The organism is Vineibacter terrae, from assembly GCF_008039615.1.
Classification (GTDB): domain Bacteria; phylum Pseudomonadota; class Alphaproteobacteria; order Reyranellales; family Reyranellaceae; genus Vineibacter; species Vineibacter terrae.
Map to the genome: position 1 here is coordinate 128,270 of NZ_VDUZ01000005.1, position 21,871 is coordinate 150,140.

The 21,871-nt window shown below is 69.4% G+C and carries 24 protein-coding genes; 14 read left to right on the forward strand and 10 right to left on the reverse strand.

The window, feature by feature from the left end; translation table 11 throughout:
* Positions 1-13: 13 nt before the first annotated feature.
* Complete coding sequence (locus tag FHP25_RS06205) at positions 14-874, forward strand: phosphodiesterase (RefSeq protein ID WP_147846036.1); 861 nt, start codon at positions 14-16, stop codon at positions 872-874.
* Positions 875-918: 44 nt separating this feature from the next.
* Here the strand turns inward: FHP25_RS06205 and FHP25_RS06210 are convergent, their stop codons facing one another.
* The 5 genes from FHP25_RS06210 to FHP25_RS06230 form a co-directional block, all read right to left on the reverse strand.
* Entirely contained in the window at positions 919-2,463 is a 1,545-nt protein-coding gene (locus tag FHP25_RS06210) for an acyl-CoA synthetase (RefSeq protein WP_147846037.1), read from the reverse strand.
* Between the two features lie 151 nt (positions 2,464-2,614).
* Positions 2,615-3,925 carry an acyl-CoA dehydrogenase family protein gene (locus FHP25_RS06215; protein WP_147846038.1) on the reverse strand — a complete coding sequence of 437 codons (1,311 nt, stop codon included), beginning with the start codon at positions 3,923-3,925 and terminating at the stop codon, positions 2,615-2,617.
* A gap of 160 nt (positions 3,926-4,085) precedes the next feature.
* Entirely contained in the window at positions 4,086-4,478 is a 393-nt protein-coding gene (locus FHP25_RS06220; RefSeq protein ID WP_147846039.1) for a DUF6285 domain-containing protein, read from the reverse strand.
* A gap of 2 nt (positions 4,479-4,480) precedes the next feature.
* Positions 4,481-5,509: a phosphotransferase family protein gene (locus FHP25_RS06225; protein ID WP_178133332.1), complete on the reverse strand. Its 1,029-nt coding sequence runs from the start codon at positions 5,507-5,509 to the stop codon at positions 4,481-4,483.
* Positions 5,510-5,527: 18 nt separating this feature from the next.
* The gene (locus FHP25_RS06230) at positions 5,528-6,199 is read right to left on the reverse strand and encodes a TetR/AcrR family transcriptional regulator (RefSeq protein ID WP_178133333.1); all 672 of its coding nucleotides are present in this window, start codon (positions 6,197-6,199) and stop codon (positions 5,528-5,530) included.
* Between the two features lie 156 nt (positions 6,200-6,355).
* On the opposite strand from FHP25_RS06230, the gene phnC reads away from it, so the two are divergent.
* From phnC to phnE (FHP25_RS06250), 4 genes are all read left to right on the forward strand, one after another.
* On the forward strand, positions 6,356-7,189 hold the full coding sequence (phnC, locus tag FHP25_RS06235) for a phosphonate ABC transporter ATP-binding protein (protein ID WP_147846041.1): 834 nt from the start codon (positions 6,356-6,358) through the stop codon (positions 7,187-7,189).
* Between the two features lie 25 nt (positions 7,190-7,214).
* Positions 7,215-8,129, forward strand: a complete 915-nt coding sequence (gene phnD / locus FHP25_RS06240) for a phosphonate ABC transporter substrate-binding protein (RefSeq protein ID WP_147846042.1) — start codon at positions 7,215-7,217, stop codon at positions 8,127-8,129.
* A 66-nt stretch (positions 8,130-8,195) separates the two neighbouring features.
* A complete protein-coding gene (phnE, locus tag FHP25_RS06245) occupies positions 8,196-9,080 on the forward strand; it encodes a phosphonate ABC transporter, permease protein PhnE (protein ID WP_147846043.1) in 885 nt (294 codons plus the stop codon).
* The gene (gene phnE / locus FHP25_RS06250) at positions 9,077-9,925 is read left to right on the forward strand and encodes a phosphonate ABC transporter, permease protein PhnE (protein ID WP_147846044.1); all 849 of its coding nucleotides are present in this window, start codon (positions 9,077-9,079) and stop codon (positions 9,923-9,925) included. The genes phnE (FHP25_RS06245) and phnE (FHP25_RS06250) overlap by 4 nt, the downstream gene beginning before the upstream one ends.
* Here the strand turns inward: phnE (FHP25_RS06250) and phnF are convergent, their stop codons facing one another.
* Complete coding sequence (gene phnF, locus FHP25_RS06255) at positions 9,926-10,645, reverse strand: phosphonate metabolism transcriptional regulator PhnF (RefSeq protein WP_147846045.1); 720 nt, start codon at positions 10,643-10,645, stop codon at positions 9,926-9,928.
* 93 nt (positions 10,646-10,738) lie between these two features.
* On the opposite strand from phnF, the gene phnG reads away from it, so the two are divergent.
* The 9 genes from phnG to phnN all read left to right on the forward strand — a co-directional run bounded on the left by phnG (position 10,739) and on the right by phnN (position 17,704).
* Positions 10,739-11,191 (forward strand): phosphonate C-P lyase system protein PhnG, encoded by a 453-nt coding sequence (gene phnG, locus FHP25_RS06260; RefSeq protein WP_147846046.1) that lies wholly within the window; start codon positions 10,739-10,741, stop codon positions 11,189-11,191.
* Position 11,192: 1 nt separating this feature from the next.
* On the forward strand, positions 11,193-11,777 hold the full coding sequence (gene phnH, locus FHP25_RS06265) for a phosphonate C-P lyase system protein PhnH (RefSeq protein WP_147846047.1): 585 nt from the start codon (positions 11,193-11,195) through the stop codon (positions 11,775-11,777).
* Between the two features lie 2 nt (positions 11,778-11,779).
* Entirely contained in the window at positions 11,780-12,883 is a 1,104-nt protein-coding gene (locus FHP25_RS06270; RefSeq protein WP_147846048.1) for a carbon-phosphorus lyase complex subunit PhnI, read from the forward strand.
* On the forward strand, positions 12,880-13,812 hold the full coding sequence (locus FHP25_RS06275) for an alpha-D-ribose 1-methylphosphonate 5-phosphate C-P-lyase PhnJ (protein ID WP_269434381.1): 933 nt from the start codon (positions 12,880-12,882) through the stop codon (positions 13,810-13,812). The genes FHP25_RS06270 and FHP25_RS06275 overlap by 4 nt, the downstream gene beginning before the upstream one ends.
* 3 nt (positions 13,813-13,815) lie before the next feature.
* Positions 13,816-14,592, forward strand: coding sequence for a phosphonate C-P lyase system protein PhnK (phnK, locus tag FHP25_RS06280; protein ID WP_147846049.1), 777 nt, complete (start codon positions 13,816-13,818; stop codon positions 14,590-14,592).
* A 2-nt stretch (positions 14,593-14,594) separates the two neighbouring features.
* A complete protein-coding gene (gene phnL, locus FHP25_RS06285) occupies positions 14,595-15,305 on the forward strand; it encodes a phosphonate C-P lyase system protein PhnL (RefSeq protein ID WP_147846050.1) in 711 nt (236 codons plus the stop codon).
* Entirely contained in the window at positions 15,302-16,441 is a 1,140-nt protein-coding gene (locus tag FHP25_RS06290) for an alpha-D-ribose 1-methylphosphonate 5-triphosphate diphosphatase (protein WP_147846051.1), read from the forward strand. The genes phnL and FHP25_RS06290 overlap by 4 nt, the downstream gene beginning before the upstream one ends.
* 137 nt (positions 16,442-16,578) lie before the next feature.
* The gene (locus FHP25_RS06295) at positions 16,579-17,130 is read left to right on the forward strand and encodes an HD domain-containing protein (RefSeq protein ID WP_218578223.1); all 552 of its coding nucleotides are present in this window, start codon (positions 16,579-16,581) and stop codon (positions 17,128-17,130) included.
* Entirely contained in the window at positions 17,123-17,704 is a 582-nt protein-coding gene (gene phnN / locus FHP25_RS06300; RefSeq protein ID WP_147846053.1) for a phosphonate metabolism protein/1,5-bisphosphokinase (PRPP-forming) PhnN, read from the forward strand. The genes FHP25_RS06295 and phnN overlap by 8 nt, the downstream gene beginning before the upstream one ends.
* Positions 17,705-17,863: 159 nt before the next feature.
* Here the strand turns inward: phnN and FHP25_RS06305 are convergent, their stop codons facing one another.
* From FHP25_RS06305 to FHP25_RS06320, 4 genes are all read right to left on the reverse strand, one after another.
* The gene (locus tag FHP25_RS06305; protein ID WP_147846054.1) at positions 17,864-18,604 is read right to left on the reverse strand and encodes a DUF1045 domain-containing protein; all 741 of its coding nucleotides are present in this window, start codon (positions 18,602-18,604) and stop codon (positions 17,864-17,866) included.
* Between the two features lie 165 nt (positions 18,605-18,769).
* Positions 18,770-19,624 (reverse strand): 5'-nucleotidase, lipoprotein e(P4) family, encoded by an 855-nt coding sequence (locus FHP25_RS06310; RefSeq protein ID WP_147846055.1) that lies wholly within the window; start codon positions 19,622-19,624, stop codon positions 18,770-18,772.
* 95 nt (positions 19,625-19,719) lie between these two features.
* On the reverse strand, positions 19,720-20,733 hold the full coding sequence (gene add, locus FHP25_RS06315; protein ID WP_147846056.1) for an adenosine deaminase: 1,014 nt from the start codon (positions 20,731-20,733) through the stop codon (positions 19,720-19,722).
* 142 nt (positions 20,734-20,875) lie between these two features.
* Positions 20,876-21,748, reverse strand: a complete 873-nt coding sequence (locus FHP25_RS06320; RefSeq protein WP_147846057.1) for a phytanoyl-CoA dioxygenase family protein — start codon at positions 21,746-21,748, stop codon at positions 20,876-20,878.
* Positions 21,749-21,871 lie beyond the last annotated feature (123 nt).

A 21,871-nucleotide genomic window follows, 5' to 3' on the forward strand; every position in this document is an offset into this window, starting at 1 on the left:
AAGGAGCACATCCATGATCATCGCCCAGATCACCGACCTGCACGTCCGTCCCCCGGGCCGGTTCGCCTATGAGCGGGTCAACACGAACGCCATGCTCAAGGCCGCGGTCGACGCGCTGGTGCGGCTGGAGCGGCGCCCCGACGTCGTGCTGGCTTCCGGCGATCTGACCGATTGCGGCCTCGCCGAGGAGTACGTGGCGCTGCGCGAGCTGCTCGCGCCGCTGTCGATGCCGGTCTACCTCGTGCCGGGCAACCATGACCGGCGCGAGAACATGCGCGCCGTCTTCCAGGCCGACGGCTATCTGCCGGCCGAGGGCGAGTTCCTGCACTATGTGATCGACGACCATCCGGTACGGCTGATCGGCCTGGACACCGTGGTGCCCGGCGAAGGCCATGGGCTGATGTGCCTGCGGCGGCTCAACTGGCTGGAGACGCAGCTGGCGCGCACGCCGGGCGAGCCGACGGTGATCTTCATGCATCATCCGCCGTTTCTCACCGGCCTGGCCGACATGGATCGCATCAATTGCCGCGGCGGCGATTCGATGGCCGATATCGTGGCCCGCTTCCCCAATGTCGAGCGGGTGCTGTGCGGTCATCACCACCGACCGATCCAGGCGCGCTGGGCCGGCACCTTGGCGTCGGTCTCGCCCAGCACGGCGCACCAGGTGGCGCTCGACCTCAAGCCCGACAACAGCCCGACCATGTTCAACCTGGAGCCTCCGGCGTATCAGCTCCATGTCTGGTCGCCTTACTCGGGGCTCGTCAGCCACACGGCCTATGTCGGCGACTATGGCGGGCCGTACCCCTTCGTGCTCGACCCCGACTACCCCGGCCACGGCGCCGACAATGCCGCGCCGGCGGAAGCGGCGGAGTAGGCGTGATGAGCCGGCGCAATGTCCTGCTGATTGTCGTCTTGTCGTCAGATGCGCCGGCCAGCACCTTCCCAGTACGGGTCGCGCAGCTTGCGCTTGAAGATTTTTCCTGAATCCTCACGCGGCAGCTCGGTGCGGAACTCGACCTGGCGCGGCACCTTGTAGCCGGCCACGCGCTCGCGCAGATGCGCCTGCACGGCGGCGGCGGTGAGCACGGCGCCCGGGATCGGCTGCACGACGGCGCAGAGCTTCTCGCCGTATTCGTCGTCGGGAATGCCGAACACGGCGCAGTCGGCGACACCTGCCATCTTGTGCAGCTCGGCTTCGATCTCGGCGGGGTAGATGTTGACCCCGCCCGAGATCACCATGTCGTTGGCGCGGCCGCACAGGTAGAGGTAGCCATCCCGGTCGAGATAGCCGACGTCACCCAAGGTGACGAGGCCCTGTCGATCGGCCCGCCGCCGCTTGTCGTCGTCGCCGTGATAGGTGAAGTCGGGAAAGTTCCGGTTGCGGCAGATGACCTCGCCGGTGCCGCCTGCGGCCACGTCGCTGCCGTCCTCGGCGATGATCCGCACGTCGCATGACGGCAGCGCGCGCCCGACGGTGCCGGGATGCGCCAGCCATTCCTGCGAATTGCAGTAGGTGACCGCGCCGGTCTCCGTGCCGCCGTAGTGCTCGTGGATGATCGGTCCCCACCAGTCGATCATCGCCCGCTTGACATGCACGGGGCAGGGCGCCGCGCCGTGCATCACGAAGCGGAGGCTTGAAAGGTCGTAGCGCGCCCGCACCTCGGCCGGCAGGCGCAGCAGGCGCACGAACATGGTCGGCACGGCCAGAAGATGCGTGACGCGCTCCTGCTCGATACGGCGCAGCAGGGTCTCGGCATCGAAGCGCGGCTCGATGATCAGCTTGGCGCCCATCGCGAAGAAGCGCAGGCTGAAGGCGTTGGGCGTCGAATGATAGAGCGGGCCGGCCAGCAGGCAGGTGATGTCGGATGGTCTGTCTGCGTAGCCGAGACCGAAGATCACGGCGGCATTGCGCTCGGCTGCTTCTGCCTGTGCCTCGCTGGTCGGCGCGCGCCGAACGCCCTTGGGCCGTCCCGTCGTGCCCGAGGTGTAGATCATCGAGCCCAGCGCGGCGACACGGCCGCCTTGGCGCGGCGCGTGGCGTGCCAGCCAGTCCGTCCACCCGGTGACACCAGCCGGCAGCACGGCCGACTGAGGCGCCAGGCCGTAGGCGGCGACGATCGCATCAGGCGTCTCCACCACCAGCGTCAGCACCCCGGCCGGGATCGCATCGGCCATCCGGTGATGGAGATCGGCATGGATCACGATCGCCTTGGCGCCCGAGTTGACGAAGACATAGCCGGCTTCGTCGACCGAGTTGTGCCAGTTCACCGGCGTCACGTAGGCGCCGATCAGGCTGGCGCCGGCGCTGGCGGTCAGGAAGGCGAAGTCGTTGCGCAGGCACACCGCGACCACGTCGCCGGGGCCGATGCCGTGCGCGGCGAAGCCGGCCGCTGCCCGCTCGGCCTCCCGCATCACCTCGTCATCCGGCCGGCGGCGATCACCGGCCAGGATCCATGCCGCCATCGTTTCCTCCTTTTCATTCTCCCCCACGCAGTGGGGGAGGTGGCCGAAGGCCGGAGGGGGACCTCACGTGATGGTTCGCATGACGCACACCACGTCGGGTCCCCTCCGCCCCTTCGGGGCACCTCCCCACTACGTGGGGAGGATAAAAGCATCATTCAGCCGCGGCTTTCTCCAGCGCCGCGAACTCGCGCCGACGCGGGCCCATGAAGCCGAACAGGAAGCCCGCCACCTTGCGCATCTGGATCTCTTCCGAGCCTTCCGTGATGCGGTAGCGGCGATGATGGCGGTAGATGTGCTCGAACGGCTTGTGACGCGAATAGCCGATGCCGCCATGCACCTGCATGGCCCGGTCGGCGGCCTCGCAGCACAGCCGGTTAGCCCAGTAGTTGCACATCGAGACCTTGTCGGAGAGCACCTTCTCGACCTCCGGGTGCGGCATCTGGTCCATTTCCCACGCCGTCTTGCGGATCAGCAGCCGCAGCATCTCGGCTTGGGTGGCCAGCTCGACCAGCGGCCACTGGATGGCCTGGTTCTCGGCCAGCGGCCGGCCGAACGGCTTGCGCTGGCGCGCGTACTTCACGCTCTCGTTGATGCAGTACACCGCCGCGCCCAGCGAGCCCGCGGCCTGGCGGATGCGGTTCTCGTGCACGAAGGACTGCGCCAGTGCCAGGCCGCCCTCCAGCGGGCCGAACAGCGCGTCCTCCGGCACCCACACATCCGTGAAGCTCACGCGCGGATGGTCGGTGGGCATGTTGAAGGTCCACATGTACTCCTCGACCTTCACGCCGGGCGTGCTCGTCGGCACCAGGAAGCAGCTGATGCCGCGTCCGTCGCCGTCCTTGCCGCTGGTGCGCGCGAAGAGCGCGCAATGCGTCGCCACGTGCATGCCCGTGGTCCACATCTTGGCGCCGTTGATCAGCCAGCCGGGCTTGCCGTCACGCTCCTGCCGCACGGCGCGGGTCGCCATGTGGGTCGCGTCCGAGCCATGCTCAGGCTCGGTGAGGCCGAAGGTGATGCGCCGCCGCCCCTCGAGGGACCCGAAGATGAACTCCTCCTTCTGGGCCGGCGTGCCGAAGTCGCGCATCATCACGATGAACGGGAAGTTGCCGACGATGGAATGCTCGTTCTGCAGGTCGTTGTGCAGGCCCAACCCCTTGCTGGCGAAATGCTCACGGATCACCGCCATCCACAGGTTCGAGCCGTCGCGGCCGCCGAACTCCTTGGGCAGCGAGAAGCGGAAATGGCCAGCCTTGTCGGCGCGGCGCTTGGCCTCGCGCAGCAGGTCCTCCCATTCCTTGCGCGGCAGGCCCTGGTCGTCCCAGTTGGTGCGCGCATGCTCGCGGCGATGGTCGAAGAAACGCTCGTTGTCGTCCTGCGCCTGCAGCGGCTTGATCTCCGCCTCGATGAAGCGGTCGAGCTCGGCCAGGTAGTCGGTCAGCTCCTTGGGCAGATTGAAATCCATGGTCCTTCTCCCTTTGGTGGTGTGTTCGGCGTCTGAAGTTATGGGGACCGCTTCATGGTGAGCTTGTCGAACCATGAAGCGGTTCGCACGGAGGTCGTACGAGGCTTCATGGTTCGACAGGCTCACCATGAAGCGACGCGGCAGACTTCGCTTCCTGCATTCATTCTGATGTCGCGGCTTTGTCCTCGGCCAGCGCCCGGCGATAGGCCGAGTAGGCCGGCTGGTCGATCGCGAGCTTGGTCATGGTCGTCCGTCGCAGATGCGCGACCAGGTCGGGATTCTGCGCCGTGAGCGTGCCGTTCTCGAGCTGCTCGCACAGCGCCTCGTTGAGCGCTTCCAGGGAGCCGTCGGCACCGAGCAGCGTGCGCAGGCGCTGATGCTCCTCGGCGTTGGCTTGCGGCGCGATCTCGAGCTCGCGGCGCACGATGTCGAGCGCGTTGGCTGCGACGCGGGCATGGAAGGCGGTGTGGCCCTGCAGCTGCGGCATGGCGTGCTGGCGCAGGAAGTCGGCGACCGCGGCGAGGATCTCGATGGCGGAGGGCTGGTCCTGCATGGTCAGGCCCAGCCCTTGCCGGTGATCAAGGCCAGCAGGTCGATCTCCGTCTCGGAGGCGCGACGGCCGATTGCCGCGCGCTCCACCGAGCGGTCGGCGCCGCTGGCGAATGTCGCATACATGCCCATGCAGCCGATCCCCCATCTCAACGTGCCGTACACTTCCCAGAACCGCACCCGGTCGCGATCCACCGTGCGGCCGCCCGCGGCTTCGTAGCCGGCGAACAGATCCTCGCGCTGGCCGAAGCCGCCGACCGGCTGGTCGATGTTGCCGAAGCGCCAGGAGTTCACCGAGATCCAGGCCAGATCCTCCATCGGGTCGCCGATATGGGCGCCTTCCCAGTCGAGCACGGCGCGCACACCCTCTGGCCCGATGATCAGGTTGCCGTGGCGGAAATCGCCATGCACCAGGACGAGGTCGGTCTGCGCGTAGGCCGGCGCGCGCTCGGCGAGCCAGCGGAACGCCAGCGCGAACACCGGATGCGGGTGGCGGTAGGACCGGTACAGCGTGCGGACGTTGCCGAGCTCGGTCAGGATCGGCGCCACGCGCAGCCCGGGCACGGCAGACGCCGTGAGCCGATGCAGGCGCGCCAGGATGGCGCCGCACTGGCCGGCGAGAAGCGGGCGGGCCGCGGCGAAGGCCTCGTCGCGCAGGATCCGCCGCGCCAGGGTCTCGCCTTCGATGCGGTCCATGAAGAAGCCGTGGCCGAGGCCATCGTCGGGCTGCAGCACGTAGCGCACGCGCGGCGCCGGCAATCCGGCGCCGGCGGCGGCCTGGACCACAGCCGCTTCCCGCTCCAGCGACAGCAGGTTGCTGCGCCCCACATCGACGCCGCGCGGCGCGCGGCGCAGGACCAGCGGCAGCAGTCCATTCTTGCCCTGCGCCCCGTCGCACCGCACGTCGAACGACCAGGTTTCCTTGTTGGCGCCGCCGGACAGCCGTTTCAGGTTTGCGATGCCGGTGGCGCCCGGTATGGCGCCCGCGATGGCCTTGCCTACCAGGCCGGCGAAGGGATCGGCGTCAGTGCCCATGCTCTCGTGTCTCGTTGTCTATGATGGTGGCTTCAGGGCGTGCTCGACGGCCTTGATGGCCGTGCGGCGCAGCGTCCGCAGGTCCATGCTCTCGGGACTGATCATCCACAGGAAGCAGACGCCGGTGAGCAGGCTGAGGATCAGGGTCGCCGCCGATGGCACGTGCAGGTCGCGGCTGACCTCGCCGGCGCGCTTGGCGTGCCGCAGCTGCTCCTCGAAGCGGGTGCGGAAGGAGCCGGTAGCGGCCACGAACGTGTCGCGGATCTCCTGGATGACGCCCAGCGATTCTGCCATCAGCACGTAGTAGGCGCGCATCGCGCTGCCGGCGCGATAGAACGTCTGCATGTAGATGTCGACGACCTCGCAGATGGCCGGCAGGCCCTTGGGCGCGCTCAGCGAATCGGGAAAGGCCTGGCGGTAGAAATTGGCGTGCATCTGCCCGACCAGCGCCTTCACCATGTTCTCCTTCGAGCCGTAGCGCTGGTTGACGAGGCCGCGGCTGTAGCCGGCGCGCGTGCCGATCTGCTCCAGGGTCGTGGCGCCGAAGCCTTGCTGGGCGATCAGGTCCGCCGCCGCCGACAGCATCCGTCGCTCCGATTCGGCCCGCCGCTCGGCCTGCGTGCGTCGCGGCCGCGCGGCGGCGGTCTTGGTGCGCGGGCGCGCGCCGCCGGTATCGCTGAGCGTTGCCATGGCCGGACCGTACATAGTTGATGACGTGATAGCAAGTTATTAGCGCCGATTGCCCCCACAGCCGGCCTGTGGACTGACACCTAACTGCAATCATTCCGTCACGGGTCGGCAGCTAAAGCTGCGTACCGCTGTCGGAAGTCGAACCCGGGGGTCGTGATGCTGCGTCTGCAACAGGTGACGAAGCGCTTTGCCGAGAAGCGGGCGGTGGATGGCGTCACCGCCGTCATTCCCAAGGGCCAGCTCGTGGGCGTGATCGGCCGCTCGGGGGCCGGCAAGTCGACATTGCTGCGCATGATCAACCGCCTGGAGACGATATCGGAGGGTCGGATCCTGTACGACCAGGCCGATGTCGGCGCGCTCGGCGGCCGCGGCCTGCGCGCCTGGCGCGCGCGCTGCGCCATGATCTTCCAGCAGTTCAATCTCGTGGGCCGGCTGGACGTGCTGACCAATGTGCTGATCGGCCGCTCCTTCAACGTGCCGACCGGCCGGTCGCTGCTGAAGCTGTGGTCCGACGCCGACAAGGCGGCGGCGCTGGCGGCGCTGGACCGCTTCGACATGGCCCATCTCGCGGCCCAGCGCGCCGACACGCTGTCGGGTGGCCAGCAGCAGCGCGTGGCGATCGCGCGCGCGCTCGTGCAGGAGCCGGACATCATCCTGGCCGACGAGCCGGTGGCGTCGCTCGATCCGCGCAACACGCGCCTGGTGATGGACGCGCTGCAGGCCATCAACCGCGACCTCGGCATCACGGTCATGTGCAACCTGCACAGCCTCGACCTCGCCCGCGAATACTGCGACCGGCTGCTGGGCCTGGTGGCGGGCCGGCTGGTGCTGGACGAGGCGCCCAATGCGCTTTCCAACGCCCGGGCACGCGAACTCTACGGCCTGGAGGCCGGTGACGTTGTCGGCGACCCCGAGCCGCTGCCGGCCGCGGCCTATGTCGCATCGACAACCCATCTCAGCATCGCCGCGTCCGGCATCCCGGCGCAGTGACATCATCCCCTACACGGAGATCGTCATGTTCCATCGTCGCCATTTCCTGCTCGCCTCGTCGGCCGCTGCCGTGTTCGTCGCCGCCGGCACCGCCCGGGCGCAGTCGTGGAAGGCCAAGTACCCCGAGCTGGTGTTCGCGGTCGTGCCGGCCGAGAACGCCTCGGGCGTCACCGAGCGCTATGCGCCCTTCATCGAGTATCTGTCCAAGGAGCTGGGCGTGAAGGTGACGCTGCGCGTCGCCAACGACTACGCCGCCGTGATCGAAGGGCAGCGTTCGGGCAACATCCATATCGGCGGCTACGGTCCTGCGTCCTATGCCCGTGCCTACATCACCGGCGTCAAGGTCGAGCCGTTCGCCACCACCATCAACACCGACGGCTCGGTGGGCTACTACTCGGTCTTCTATGTGCGCGCCGACAGCCCCTACAAGAGCATCGACGACCTGAAGGGCAAGAACCTCGGGCTGGTGGACCCCAACTCGACGTCGGGCAACAACGTGCCGCGCTTCGCGCTCAACAAGATGAAGATCAACCCCGACAGCTACTTCGGCAAGGTGGTCTACACCGGCAGCCACGAGAACGCGATCATCGCCCTGCAGCAGCGCACGGTCGACGTCGCCGCCAACTGGCTGAACTCCGACGACGACTCCAACCTGACCCGCATGGCCAGCAAGGGCATGGCGAAGAAGGAGGACTTCCGCATCATCTACAAGTCCGACCTGATCGCAAACTCGCCCTTCGCCTACATGGCCGACCTGCCCGACGACCTGAAGGCCGCGATCCGCAAGGCGTTCGCCGAGGCCCCGACCAAGGCCAAGGCGGCGTTCGACAAGCTGTCGGACGGCAAGGACCAGGGCTTCAAGACCGTCGACCACAAGTTCTATGAGCCGGTGGTCGAGCTGGTGAAGTTCATCGACCAGCTGCGCAAGACCAAGAGCTGACGCCACGACATCGCCGCCGGGTCCGAAACGGGCCCGGCGGCTTCCTTTTTGACGCTGGTCCAGCCCTTGTCCTCGCCTCCCCTCAAGCTCGACACGCCGCGCCTGGCGGTGCTCCACGAGGCCTATCGCGACGCGGTGCGCGCCAAGCGATGGCGCTCGGTCCTGATCGCCGTCTGCGTGGCCGTCGGTATCGCGGTCTCGGCCGTTTCGGCCGAGGTCGATCTCGGCAAGCTGTTCACCAACATCGACAAGTTCAGCAGCTATATCGGCCGCCTCTTCGTGCTGGAGAGCGGCCAGATGGTGTGGACCGACCCGGTCGAATGGTACTGGGGGCTGCAGCGCTGGCTGTCGCTGCTGGGCGAGACCCTGCTGATCGCCTATGTCGGCACGGCGCTGGGCGCCGCAGCCGGCATCGTGCTGGCGTTCCTGGCGGCGAGCAACGTCTCGCCGCATCCGGTGGTGCGGGCCGTCACGCGGCGCTACCTGGAGTTCTGCCGCACGTTCCCCCAGCTCGTCTTCGCGCTGATCTTCGTCATCGCCTTCGGCCTGGGGCCCCTGCCGGGCGTGCTCGCGATCGCGATCCACACCATGGGCGCGCTGGGCAAGCTGTTCTTCGAGGTGGTGGAGAACATCGACATGAAGCCGGTGGAAGGCGTCGCCGCCACCGGCGCATCCTGGCCGGCGGTCGTGCGCATCGGCGCCTTCCCCCAGGTCCTGCCCAACTTCGTGAGCTACACGCTGCTGCGCTTCGAGATCAACGTCCGCGAGGCTTCGGTGATGGGCTTCGTCGGCGCCGGCGGCATCGGCCAGGACCTGATCGAGGCGATCCGCAAGTTCTACTACGCCGACGTATCGGCGATCCTGGTGCTGATCATCGTGACCGTGGCGCTGATCGACTTCGGCACCGAGCGCATCCGGCACCGGCTGATCGACGCGGGGACATCGGCATGAGCACGACCGTCGAAGCCATGCGCCGACGCTATCCCGACGTATTCGTCCCGGCGTGGCGGCGCAACCGCGCGATGCTGGCTGTGCTCGCCGGGCTCGTGGCGCTGTTTATCTACGGCCTGGCGGCATTGGGCTTCCTTCATCCCCGGATGATCGATGGGCTGGGCAAGCTCGCCTCGGTCTTCGTCATGATGCTGCCGCCGGACCCGGGCTCGGTCGACCGCGCGATCATCTATCTGAAGGCGCTGGGCGAGACCCTGGCGATCGCCTTCCTGGGCACGCTGCTGGGCGCGGCGCTGGCCTTTCCGCTCGGCTTCCTGGCGGCGCGCAACGCCACCATCGGCCGGGTCGTGCGCTTCCTGACGCGCCGCTCGCTCGACACGCTGCGCGGCGTCGACGTCCTGGTCTGGGCGCTGATCTGGATCAACGTCGTGGGGCTGGGGCCGTTCGCCGGCGTGCTGGCCGTGATGACCTCCGACATCGGCTCCTTCGGCAAGCTGTTCTCCGAAGCGATCGAGGCCGCCGACAAGCGGCCGGTCGAGGGTGTCCTGTCGACCGGCGGTGGCGGCCCGCACCGCGTGCGCTTCGGCATCCTGCCCGAGGTCCTGCCGGTGATGGCAAGCCAGGTGCTGTACTTCATCGAGTCCAACACGCGCTCGGCCAGCATCATCGGCATCGTCGGCGCCGGCGGCATCGGCCTGCACCTGGCCGAGCAGATCCGGGTCCTCGAGTTCCAGCACGTGGCCTTCATCATCATCCTGGTGCTGATCGCGGTGGCTGCGATCGACTGGCTCTCGACCCGCCTGCGGCTGGGGCTGATCGGCACCAGGCGCGTGGCGACGGCGTAGTCAGAATTCGACGACGAACGTCATCAGGTCGCCCAGCATGCGGCCATGGCCGTAGTCGATCGGGCGGCCGTCGGGCTCGATGTTGACGCTGTCGGTGACCAGCACGGCGCGGCCGCGGCGCACGCCCAGCAGGCGCGCGTCGGCGTTGGAGATCAGCTGCGCCGAGATGCGCGTGGTGCGGCGCTTGTAGTCGGGGACGCCGCAGCGGCGCAGCGCCGCGGTGATCGACCGCTCCGCCTTGAACGCCTCGACGATGGCGGGCACGCGCGCCTTGCAGAAGTAGTGGCTGACGATGCCGACCGGCCGGTCGTCGGCGAAACTCATGGTCTCGAGCCGGATCAGCGTCGTGTCCGCCGGCACCTCCAGCGCCTCGGCGATGGCCGCGTCGGCCGGCACCTCCGACGATTTGATCAGCTGGCGCGACGGGCGGCGCTGGGCGCGGCCGACATTGTCGCTGAAGCGCGTGCGCGGCGTGACGGCGTAGTGGATCGGCGGGTCGGGCACGAAGATGCCGCGCCCTTGCTCGGCACGCAGCAGGCCCTCGTTCTCCAGGTGCGACACCGCCTGGCGCAGCGTGTGGCGGTTGACGTCGAAGCGCTCGGCCAGGGCGTACTCGCCGGGCAGGCGGTCACCCGGCTTCCAGGCGCCGGCCTGCAGCTCGGCGGCGAGCGTCTCGGCGATGCGGCGCCATTTGGGCGGCGCGGCCTCCTTGGTGCGCATGTCGTCAAACCTTCATCGGCAGGTCTTGCAACGGTCATCGGGCAAGGCTACGTTGACAATCATCTTGTATAGACAAGTGAGCGTGTTGTCGAGATGGAAAAGACGGACGACATCGCGAGCCGCAAGCGCCGCCTGGCAGCGCTGGCCCGCACCGACCGCGACGCGCTCGAAGGCGCGCTGCGCAGAATCACGCCGGTGCCGCGCTACGACGTGGTGAAGCCGGCCGAGACCGGCCTGGTGATGGTGCGCGGCCGTGCCGGCGGCACCGGCGCGCCGTTCAACCTCGGCGAGATGACCGTGACGCGCTGCGTCGTGCGCGGCGAGGACGGCGCGCTGGGCGTCGGCTACGTCGCCGGCCGCGATCGCCGCAAGGCCGAGCTGGTGGCCGTCTTCGATGCGCTGCTGCAGGACCCGGCGCGGGCGCAGGCGCTCGAGGACGACGTGATCGCGCCGGCCGAGCAGCGCCGCCAGGTGCAGCGCGCCCGGACCCTGGCCCGCGCCGCCGCCACCCGCGTCGACTTCTTCACCGTGGTCCGGGGAGAGTGACATGACCACGACCGCACTGCCCGGCTTCGCCGACGCCGTCCACGACGCCCAGGGATCGTTCCGCAAGCTGCTCGAGGCCATGGCCCATCCGGGCCGCATCGTGACGGTGCCCGGACCGCGCGCCGTGCCGCAGGGCCTCGATCCTGCGACGGCCTCGCTGCTGCTGACCTTGTGCGACGGCGAGACGCCTGTCTGGCTCGATGCCGCGGCCGAGGCGGTCGCCGGCTGGCTGGCGTTCCACACCGGCGCGCCGGTTGCATCGGCGACCGGCGTCGCTGCCTTCGCCGTGGCGCTGGCGCCGCTGCAGATGCCGGCGCTGGATGGGTTCGACTGGGGCACCGACGAGGTGCCGGAGGCCAGCACCACCCTCATCGTGCAGGTCAAGGCGCTGGCCGACGATGCCGGCTGGACCTTGCGCGGGCCGGGCATCGCCACGCAGGCACGGCTTTCAGTCGCCGGCCTGTCACAGAACTGGTGCACAGATCGGCGCGCCATGCAGGCGGCATTCCCGCGCGGCGTCGATGTCGTGTTCACGTGCGGCCATCGTGTCGCGGCGCTGCCGCGCACGACGATCATGGAGTCGTAGTCATGTACGTGGCGGTCAAGGGCGGCGAGCGGGCGATCGCCAACGCCCATGCCTGGCTGGCGGAAGAGCGGCGCGGCGATCCCGGCGTGCCCGAGCTCAGCATCGCGCAGATCCGCGAGCAGCAGCGTCTGGCGGTCGACCGGGTGATGACCGAAGGCTCGCTGTACGACCCCGACCTGGCGGCGCTGGCGCTCAAGCAGGCGCGCGGCGATCAGGTCGAGGCCATCTTCCTGCTGCGCGCCTATCGCACGACGCTGGCGCGTTTCGGCGCCAGCCTGCCGCTGGAGACCGGCCGCATGACGGTGCGGCGGCGCGTGTCGGCGATCTTCAAGGATGTGCCAGGCGGCCAGGTGCTGGGCCCGACCTTCGACTACACGCATCGCTTGCTCGATTTCACGCTGGCCGCCAACGGCGAGCCGCCCGCGGCCCCGGTCGCCGAGGCGCCGCTGGCAGACACGCTGCCGCCGGTGATCGACGTGCTCAACCGCGAGCGCCTGATCGAGGCCGAGGTGGTGCCGGCCGACGAGGCGCCGCCGGCCGACCTCACGCGCGAGCCGCTGCGCTTCCCGGCCTCGCGTGCCATGCGCCTGCAGAACCTGGCGCGTGGCGACGAGGGCTTCCTGCTGGCATTGGGCTACTCGACCCAGCGCGGCTACGGCCGCAACCATCCCTTCGCCGGCGAGATCCGCTTCGGCGAGGTGACGGTCGAGCTCGAGGCGCCGGAGCTGGGCTTTGCCGTCGAGCTGGGCGACATCGAGCTCACCGAATGCCAGATGGTGAACCAGTTCGCCGGCTCCAAGACCGAGCCGCCGCAGTTCACGCGCGGCTACGGCACCAGCTTCGGCCACGGCGAGCGCAAGGCCATGGCCATGGCGCTGGTCGACCGCTCGCTGCGCGCCGCCGAGCTGGGCGAGGAGGTGAGCTCGCCGGCGCAGGACACGGAGTTCGTGCTCTACCACAGCGACAACGTCGAGGCGCAAGGCTTCGTGCAGCATCTCAAGCTGCCCCACTACGTCGATTTCCAGTCGGAGCTCACCGTCATCCGCGCCATGCGGCGCGCCGCGGCGCAGACGGCGGAAGCAGCGCTTGCGGAGGCCGCGGAATGAACGCGATGACCGAGCCCGTGGCCGAGGACGGCTACAACTTCGCCTTCCTCGACGAGCAGACCAAGCGGATGATCCGGCGCGCCATCCTCAAGGCGGTGGCGATCCCCGGACACCAGATCCCGTTCGGCAGCCGCGAGATGCCGCTGAGCTACGGCTGGGGCACCGGCGGCATCCAGGTGACGGCCGCCGTCATCGGCCGTGACGACACGCTGAAGGTGATCGACCAGGGCGCCGACGATACCACCAACGCCGTCAGCATCCGCGGCTTCTTCCGCCGCATGACCGGCGTGGCCACGACCGAGCGCACCGACCAGGCCACGATCGTGCAGACCCGGCACCGGATCCCCGAGACCCGGCTCGCCGAGGGCCAGGTCATCGTCTACCAGGTGCCGATCCCCGAGCCGCTGCGCTGGCTGGAGCCACGCGAGACCGAGACCTGCAAGATGCACGGCCTGGCCGAGTACGGCGCCATGCACGTGAAGCTCTACGAGGATATCGTGCGCTACGGCCGCATCGAGACGGCCTACGACTATCCCGTGATGGTCAACGGCCGCTACCTGATGCGGCCCTCGCCGATCCCCAAGTTCGACAACCCCAAGATGGACCGCATGCCGGCGCTGCAGCTGTTCGGCGCCGGGCGCGAGAAGCGCATCTATGCCGTGCCGCCCTACACGTCGGTGAAGTCGCTCGACTTCGAGGACCATCCGTTCGAGGTCGAGCGCTGGGAGCATTGCTGCGCGCTGTGCGGCTCCAACGACAGCTTCCTCGACGAGATCGTGGTCGATGACAGCGGCAACCGCGCCTTCGTCTGCTCCGACACGGACTATTGCGGCGAGCGCCGCGCCCAGGGCCATCAGGGCGCCGGCATGCCGGCGGGCTACGGGCAGGCGGCCGCGGACGGCGCCGCCCCGGGCCGGAAGGGGGATTGACCGATGAAGGAGCAACCCATCCTCGAGGTCCGGGACCTGACCAGGCGCTTCGGGCTGCGCACCGCCGTGCGCGACGTCGGCTTCGAGCTCTGGCCCGGCGAGGTGCTGGGCATCGTGGGCGAGTCCGGGTCGGGCAAGACCACGCTGCTGAACTGCGTCGGCGGCCGCCTGCCGGCGGATGACGGCACGGTGCTCTACCGCACCGCCGCCGGTCCGGCGGTCGACATGCTGGCCCTGGCCGAGGCCAAGCGCCGCCGGCTGCTGCGCACCGAGTGGGGCTTCGTGCACCAGAACCCGCGCGACGGGCTGCGGCTGGACGTCAGCGCCGGCGGCAATGTCGGCGAGCGGCTGATGGCGCTGGGCCACCGCCACTACGGCAACCTGCGGCAGGCGGCGATCGACTGGCTGGCGCAGGTCGAGATCGACACCGCGCGCGTCGACGATGCGCCGCGCGCCTTCTCCGGCGGCATGCAGCAGCGCCTGCAGATCGCGCGCAACCTGGTGACGCATCCGCGCGTGGTGCTGATGGACGAGCCCACCGGCGGGCTCGACGTCTCGGTGCAGGCGCGCCTGCTCGACCTGCTGCGCCGGCTGGTGCGCGAAACAGGCGTGTCGGCCGTGATCGTCACCCACGACCTGGGCGTGGCGCGGCTGCTTGCCGACCGGCTCCTGGTGATGAAGGGCGGCGAGGTGGTCGAAGGCGGCCTGACCGACCGCCTGCTCGATGATCCGCATCATCCCTACACCCAGCTCCTCGTGTCCTCAGCGCTTTCGGTGTGACCATGCGTGCCGACGAACCTGCTCTTCGCATCCGCTCCCTGCGCAAGACCTTCACCCTGCATCTGCGCGGCGGCGTGCGGATCGACGCGCTGCGTGGCGTCGACCTCGACCTGTTTCCGGCCGAAAGCGTGGTGCTGCGCGGCCCCTCGGGCGCCGGCAAGAGCACGCTGATGCGCTGCATCTACGGCAACTACGCCGCCGATGGCGGCAGCATCAGGGTCGCGCATGACGGCACCTCGGTCGAGCTGGTGGGCGCGGCCCCGCGGCAGGTCCATGACCTGCGGCGGCGCACCCTGGGATATGTCAGCCAGTTCCTGCGCGTGATCCCGCGCGTGCCGGCCATCGACATCGTGGCCGAGCCGCTGCTGGCGCGCGGCATCGCGGCGGCCGATGCGCGCAGGCGCGCCGCGGCGCTGCTGGAGCGCCTCAACATCCCCTCGCGCCTGTTCGACCTGCCGCCGGCCACATTCTCGGGCGGCGAACAGCAGCGGGTGAACATTGCGCACGTCTTCATCGCCCGCTATCCGATCCTGCTGCTTGACGAGCCGACCGCGTCGCTGGACGACGCGAACCGCGGTGTGGTGGTCGAGCTGATCCAGGAGGCGCGCCGCGACGGCGCGGCCATCCTGGCGATCCTGCATGACGCGGCGGCGCGCGAGGCGCTGGCGACGCGCATCTTCGATCTGGCGCCGCGGTTGGCGGAGGTGGCCTGATGTCTGAGCTGGTTCTCACGGACGCGCGCATCGTCACGCCGCAGGCCGTCGTCACCGGCACCGTAGTGGTGCAGGGCGGCGTCATCGCGGCGATCGACGCGGGGCGCGCGGCGGCGGGCGAGGGGCTCGACGGCGACTATCTGATCCCCGGCCTGGTCGAGCTGCACACCGACAACATGGAGCGGCACTTCGCGCCGCGGCCCGGCGTGCGCTGGCCGTCGGTGTCGGCCGCCATGGCGCACGACGCGCAGATCGCCGCCGCTGGCATCACCACGGTGTTCGATGCCATCGCGCTGGGCTCGACCCAGGACCACGACATGCGCATCACGTCGCTGGCCGAGATGCTGGGCGGCACCCGCACGGCGCGCGACAACGGCATGCTGCGCAGCGACCACCTGCTGCATCTGCGTTGCGAGGTGAGCTACCCGCAGATGCCCGACATGCTGGCCGACATGATCGGCGATCCCCGCGTCAGGCTGGTGTCGATCATGGACCACACGCCGGACCAGCGGCAGTTCGTGAACCCGGACAAGTACCGCGAGTACTACAAGGGCAAGTATGGCTTCAGCGAGACCGAGCTCGACACCTATCTCGACATGGCCCGCGCCCGCGGCGCGCGCCACAGCGCCGACAACCGCCGCGCCGTGACGACGATCTGCCAGCAGCACGGGGTGCCGATGGCGAGCCATGACGACGCCACGCCCGATCACGTCGCCGAGGCCCTGGCCGACGGCATGGTGGTGGCCGAGTTTCCGACCACGGTCGAGGCGGCACGGCTGTCGCGCGCGGGGGGCATGAAGGTGGTGATGGGCGGCCCCAACCTGATCCGCGGCGGCTCGCATTCCGGCAACGTCTCGGCCGGCATGCTGGCCGAGCTGGGCCTGCTCGACATCGTCTCGTCGGACTATGTGCCCACCAGCCTGGTGGAGTCGGCATTCAAGCTGGCGCAGGACGTGCCCGGCATCGACCTGCCCAAGGCGATGGCGGCAGTGTCGCAGACGGCGGCCGAGGCCGTCGGCCTGAGCGACCGCGGCGCCATCGAGGTCGGCCGCCGCGGCGATCTCGTGCGCGTGCGCCTGGTGGATGGCCAGCCCGTGGTGCGCACGGTCTGGCGTGACGGGACGAGGGTGGCATGACGACGACTGCTTCATGGTGAGCTCAGGTGAATGCTTCGCATTCAACGGGTCAAACCATGAAGCAGTCCGCACCAACGTTGTGCGAGAGCCTTCATGGTTCGACAAGCTCACCATGAAGGCTTCCAATCTGAAGGGCCATGATGACGACGATCGACGATCTCTTCTCGCTGCTCGCCCTGGCGGGCGCGCGGCAATATGGCGGCGAGCAGGTGTCGCAGCTGGCGCATGCGCTGCAGACCGCGACCCTGGCGGTCGAGGCCGGCGAGCCGGCGCCCGTGATCGTGGCGTCGCTGTTCCATGACATCGGCCATCTGCTGGGCGAGGGCGATCGCGGGCTGGCGTCCCAGGGCATCGATGCGCGCCATGAGGACTCGGGCGCCGAGGCGCTGCGGCCGCTGTTCGGCGATGCTGTGGCCGAGCCGGTGCGCCTGCACGTGCCGGCCAAGCGCTGGCTGTGCTTCGCCGAGGGCGGCTACTGGGATTCACTGTCGCGTGGATCACAGGTCAGCCTCGCGGTGCAGGGCGGGCCGTTCGACGCGGCCCAGGCGGCGGCATTCATGGCGCAGCCGCATGCCGAAGCCGCAGTGCGCGTCCGCCGCTACGACGACCTCGCCAAGGTGCGCGGCCGCGGCACGCCGGGGCTGGCGGAATTCCGCAGCTGGACGACGATGCTGCGCGAAGATGCCTGACGGCAGGCGCCTGGTGCTGGTGGTCGGCCCCAGCGGCGCCGGCAAGGACAGCGTGATCCGCGGCGTCCAGGCGGCGCTGCGCGGACAGGCGGACGTGGTCTTCCCGCGCCGCGTGATCACCCGGCCGCACGATGCCACCGGCGGCGAGGATCACGAGCCCTGCGATCCGGCGGCGTTCGAGCGCCGGGCGGCCGCCGGCGACTTCGCGCTGCACTGGCAGGCCAACGGCCTGCGCTACGGCGTGCCGGCCGGCATCGACCGCGACCTCGCCGCCGGCCGTGCCGTGGTGGTCAACGTGTCGCGGGCCATCATCGCCGATGCCGAGGCGCGCTATCCCGGCCTGCAGGTCTGTGTGATCACTGCGCCGCCATCCGTGCTGGCCGCGCGCCTGCGCGCTCGCGGCCGCGAATCGGCCGCCGATATCGACGCGCGGCTGGGCCGCGCCGATGCCTTCGCCGTGGCCGCACGTCACGTGCGCACCATCAGCAACGACGGGGCGCTGGAGGACAGCGTGCGGGCGCTGGTAGCGGTGATCGCCGCTTCTTCCCGCGACGGCCAGACCATTCGCATATGACCTCGCTGTCATCCCGAGCGCCCCCTTCGACAGGCTCAGGAGAGGGATCTCCTGCGGCAAGGCGCACGGTGCGCAATTCGCGGGAGATCCCTCGCTACGCTCGGGATGACGGTAGGGGCATATGCGAATGCCCCGCCTGCGCGGGGAGAAGGGAGGCGATCACGCCGCCGCCAGCGCGTAGCGGGAGACCTGGCGGAACAGGGCGCCGGGGGAGGGCTCGACGAACAGCCATAGCGCGCTCAGCGTCAGCGGCGCGGCGATGGCTGGCGCGAGGTAGTCGGCCAGCGCCGACACGGCGCGGCTGCGGGCCGGCTCGTCGAGGCGCCCGGTCAGGGTGAAGTGCAGGCGGAAATCATCCATCACGTAGGGGTAGCCCCAGCGGATGAGGTTGGCCTCCTGCCGCGGCGTCAGGCCAGATGCGCGGCGGCGTTGCAGCTCGGCATCGTCGGGCGGCCGCCGGAAGACGTCGAAGGTGCGCACGATGTCGTCGACCAGCGCCCGCAGCGCCGCCGTCTCCTCGACCGGGCGCAGCGCCACGAAGCCCGACAGCGCCGTCACCTCCAGCCGGCCCAGGGTCACCGGGTCGCGTGCCGCCGTGAAGCTGCGCAACGTGTTGTCGAGCGCATGGCTGGACCGGTCGGCAGCCAGCCGGAAGGGCGGCTTCAAGGTCGCGTGGAAGCCGTAACGGGCCGGGTCCTCGGTCCAGGCTGCCGCCGTGGTCTCGTCGACGCCGTCAAGCCGAGGCCGCTGCAGGCCCATGCCGCGCGCCGCATCGCGGCCGAGCCAGGCGCTGGCCAGGTTGTGCAGCATGCTGTCGGGATCGACGGCGGCGTAGATGGCGAAGCGATGCACGGCGGCGGACTCGAGGCGACGGGTGAGCGGACTTTGCAACGCCATCATGACTCTCCGATGTCAGGTCTTCACCTCTCCCGCAAGCGGGAGAGGTCGGCGGGCGCGTAGCGGCCGACGGGTGAGGGCCTCGCACACGGCATCTCGTGCTTGGGCCCTCACCTTCCCATGCCTTCGGCATGGGCCCCTTCCTCTCCCGCTTGCGGGAGAGGAGATTTAGGGTCCCGGCCAGCCCTGCAGCACGTCGAGCTTGGCCTTGCGTTGGGCGGCGCGCGGCTGCTTGAAGTCGTGCAGGTAGGGCGCGGTGTCGAACGAGCCGTAGCTGGGGTTGGGCAGCATGATCCACTCGCGGCCCCAGCGCTCGATGTTCTCCTGGTACACCTTCAGTCGGTCGGCCTCGCTGCCGCGATAGGCGTCGACGAAGTCGCCGAAATTGTCGCCCAGGCTGAGCAGGACGCGGTAGTCCTTGGCGACATGGGCGCGGCGGGTGCCCTTGGCCGAGCCCCAGTCCGGGCGCTCGCGCGCCATGAGGAACGTGTCGATGTTGCCGCCCATCGGGAAGCCCAGTCTCTCCATGTTGCGGCGCGTCGGCGCCTCCTCCTCGGCGCTGCGGTTGGTGATATAGAACACCTTGATGCCCTTGGCGTCGGCATACTTGGTGAACTCCAGCGCGCCGGGGATCGCGGTCGACATCTCGGCCGACACGAACTTCGTCCAGGTCTTGGAGTCGAAGGTCTGATCGGCCTTGATCATCCACACCTGGTAGGCCGAGTTGTCGAGCACGGTCTCGTCGATGTCGAGGATCACCGCCGGCGGCAGGCTCTCATAGGCGCCTGTCTGCTCTGCGGGCGCAGCCGTCCACTTCGTGTCGGCCAGCGCCTGCTCCAGCCGGATGCGCGCCAGCGTGTAGGCCGCCAGGCAGCTGGCCTTGTACTCGACCGAACGCTGCATCCACAGTGTCGCCAGCAGCGCATCATGGGGCGCCGGTCCGTCCTGGGCCCGCGCCGCCGCGATGGGCGCGGCGAGCACGGCGAGACTGAGCGCGAGAGCGCGCAGACGGCGCATGGTCATGGCGAGTTCTCCCCTGGGATAGCTTCATGGTGAGCCTGCCGAACCATGAAGCGGTGCACCACGGTGCGCGCGTGGGCCTTCATGGTTCGACAAGCTCACCATGAAGGCTTGTTTGACTTCGTGTACGCCGCGACCCGTTCGCTCAGACGACGTTTTGTGCCGGTGTCGGCGAAGGCGGCGTCGACCGCGGTTCGCGTGATGCGCAGCAGATCCTGTGCGCCGAGCCCGAAGGCGTCGGCCGCCATCTGGTATTCGCGGCCGATGCTGGTGTCGAAGTACGGCGGGTCGTCCGAGTTCAGCGTCACCTTGCAGCCGGCGTCGATCAGGCGCCGCAGCGGATGGACGGCGAGGTCGGGGTACACACCCAGCGCCACGTTGCTGCCGGGGCACACCTCCAGCACGATGCCGCGTCGCGCGATCTCTTCCAGCAGGCGCGGATCCTCGCTGGCGCGCACGCCGTGGCCGATGCGGGTGACGGGCAGGGCCGCGATCGTGGCCCGCACGCTGTCGGCGCCGCCGACCTCGCCGGCATGCGCCGTGCACGGATAGCCGGCATCGGCCACCAGCCGGTAGGCGGGCGCGAAGTCGGCCGGCGCATGGCGCAGCTCGTCCCCGGCCATGCCGAAGCCCACGACGTAAGGATGCCGCTGCTCCAGCATCAGGCGGGCCATGGCCAGGGCGCGATCGGGTCCGCGGTGGCGCAGGCAGATCGCGATCAGGCGGCCGACGATGCCGAACTCTTTTTCGGCGGCATCGATGCCCGCCGCCAGGGCCTCGAGCTGCGCGGCGTAGTCCATGCCGACATCCAGCGCGTGCTCCGGCGAGGTGAAGAGCTCGACATAGATTGCGCCCTCGGCGGCGCAGCGCCGCAGGTAGTCGTAGATCACGTCGCGGTAGTCCTGCGGCCGGCGCATCGCGCTGCTGGCGCTGTCGTAGGCCCGCAGGAAGCTGTTGAAGTCGCTCCAGGCGAAGCGGTGCTCGTCGGCGAACAGCGCCTCGGGCATGGCGATGCCGTTGCGCGCGGCCAGGCGGCGCACCAGCGCCGGCGGCGCCGAGCCCTCGATGTGGCAGTGCAGCTCGACCTTGGGCAGGGTGGCGATGGTGGTCATGGTGAAGGTGTCGTGTTGGACAAATTCACTGTCATCCCGAGCGCAGCGAGGGATCTCCTGCGGAAGACGCACGGTGCGCCGTTCGCGGGAGATCCCTCGCTGCGCTCGGGATGACATGGAGCGGCAGTGAGGCTTGCCTTGCTCATATGAAGCCCCGCAGCGGCAGCGTGGGGCGTTGCAGCCAGTTGTCGGGGGCGTAGGCGGCGCGGCCGTCGATCAGGTGCAGGCTGTAGGCATGGCGCGGGCGGGCCGAACGGTTGGCACTGCTGGCATGCGGCAGCAGGCCGTGCAGCACGATCACGCTGCCGCGCCGCACCGGCAGCGCGACCGGCGGCGTTTCGGGCCACGGTGTGTCGTTCACGACGGCCATCGTCAGCGCGCCCTTGGCGTAGTGGAAGCGACGGCGCAGGGGGCCGCTATGGCCGCCGGGGATGGCCCACAGGCAGCCGTTGTCGATATCGGCATCGTCAAGCGCCAGCCAGAAGCCCACGACGCTGGACGGGTTGGTGTAGAGGAAGGTCGCGTCCTGGTGCCAGTCGACCTCGCCGCCGATATGGGGCTGCTTGAAGATGTACATCGATTGCAGCAGCAGCGGCGCCGCGAGGTCCAGCGCCGCAGCCAGTCCGGCGAAGCGCTCGCTGCGCGAGATACGGTCGAACACCGGATCGAGATCGTGCAGCGCATGGCCGATCTTGTTCAGCGCCAGCGCCTTGGGCACGGCGAGGCGGCCATCCGGATCGACGGCGCCGGCCTCGCAGAAGAAGCGGATCGCGCCGCCCGATTCGCGGAAATACGCGTCGCGCGCGTGCTCCTGGGTCGTGGCCGAGAACACGGTGGGCGTCTCGGCTGGGTCGAAGGCATCGACCAGCTCAGCGGCGCGGGCCTGCAGCGCATCGCAGTCGGCCGGCGGCACGAAGCCTTCGAGGATCAGGAAGCCGTCGCGGGCATAGGCCGCGCGCATCGCGGCATCGAGCCGGCCGTCGGCGGGGGCGGCGAAGCGGGCGGGCGCGGTCATGCCGCACGCTCCGTCGGAGGGCGGACTGTCGGTTCCTGTCGTCCAGAGCGAAGCGAAGGACCTTGCGGTGGTTGGTCCGGCACTGATCTTGCCGATGACGGGTCGGACCGCGTCGCTCCAGCG

Coding starts and splice junctions, on each gene's coding strand:
- phnH (WP_147846047.1), top strand. CDS start 11,193: ATGACCACGACCGCACTGCCCGGCTTCGCCGACGCCGTCCACGACGCC.
- FHP25_RS06295 (WP_218578223.1), top strand. CDS start 16,579: ATGATGACGACGATCGACGATCTCTTCTCGCTGCTCGCCCTGGCGGGC.
- add (WP_147846056.1), bottom strand. CDS start 20,733: ATGACCACCATCGCCACCCTGCCCAAGGTCGAGCTGCACTGCCACATC.
- FHP25_RS06210 (WP_147846037.1), bottom strand. CDS start 2,463: ATGGCGGCATGGATCCTGGCCGGTGATCGCCGCCGGCCGGATGACGAG.
- phnN (WP_147846053.1), top strand. CDS start 17,123: ATGCCTGACGGCAGGCGCCTGGTGCTGGTGGTCGGCCCCAGCGGCGCC.
- phnG (WP_147846046.1), top strand. CDS start 10,739: ATGGAAAAGACGGACGACATCGCGAGCCGCAAGCGCCGCCTGGCAGCG.
- phnE (WP_147846044.1), top strand. CDS start 9,077: ATGAGCACGACCGTCGAAGCCATGCGCCGACGCTATCCCGACGTATTC.
- phnD (WP_147846042.1), top strand. CDS start 7,215: ATGTTCCATCGTCGCCATTTCCTGCTCGCCTCGTCGGCCGCTGCCGTG.
- phnK (WP_147846049.1), top strand. CDS start 13,816: ATGAAGGAGCAACCCATCCTCGAGGTCCGGGACCTGACCAGGCGCTTC.
- FHP25_RS06270 (WP_147846048.1), top strand. CDS start 11,780: ATGTACGTGGCGGTCAAGGGCGGCGAGCGGGCGATCGCCAACGCCCAT.
- FHP25_RS06275 (WP_269434381.1), top strand. CDS start 12,880: ATGAACGCGATGACCGAGCCCGTGGCCGAGGACGGCTACAACTTCGCC.
- FHP25_RS06205 (WP_147846036.1), top strand. CDS start 14: ATGATCATCGCCCAGATCACCGACCTGCACGTCCGTCCCCCGGGCCGG.
- FHP25_RS06225 (WP_178133332.1), bottom strand. CDS start 5,509: ATGGGCACTGACGCCGATCCCTTCGCCGGCCTGGTAGGCAAGGCCATC.
- phnL (WP_147846050.1), top strand. CDS start 14,595: ATGCGTGCCGACGAACCTGCTCTTCGCATCCGCTCCCTGCGCAAGACC.
- FHP25_RS06320 (WP_147846057.1), bottom strand. CDS start 21,748: ATGACCGCGCCCGCCCGCTTCGCCGCCCCCGCCGACGGCCGGCTCGAT.
- FHP25_RS06220 (WP_147846039.1), bottom strand. CDS start 4,478: ATGCAGGACCAGCCCTCCGCCATCGAGATCCTCGCCGCGGTCGCCGAC.
- FHP25_RS06230 (WP_178133333.1), bottom strand. CDS start 6,199: ATGGCAACGCTCAGCGATACCGGCGGCGCGCGCCCGCGCACCAAGACC.
- phnC (WP_147846041.1), top strand. CDS start 6,356: ATGCTGCGTCTGCAACAGGTGACGAAGCGCTTTGCCGAGAAGCGGGCG.
- FHP25_RS06305 (WP_147846054.1), bottom strand. CDS start 18,604: ATGATGGCGTTGCAAAGTCCGCTCACCCGTCGCCTCGAGTCCGCCGCC.
- FHP25_RS06310 (WP_147846055.1), bottom strand. CDS start 19,624: ATGACCATGCGCCGTCTGCGCGCTCTCGCGCTCAGTCTCGCCGTGCTC.
- phnF (WP_147846045.1), bottom strand. CDS start 10,645: ATGCGCACCAAGGAGGCCGCGCCGCCCAAATGGCGCCGCATCGCCGAG.
- FHP25_RS06215 (WP_147846038.1), bottom strand. CDS start 3,925: ATGGATTTCAATCTGCCCAAGGAGCTGACCGACTACCTGGCCGAGCTC.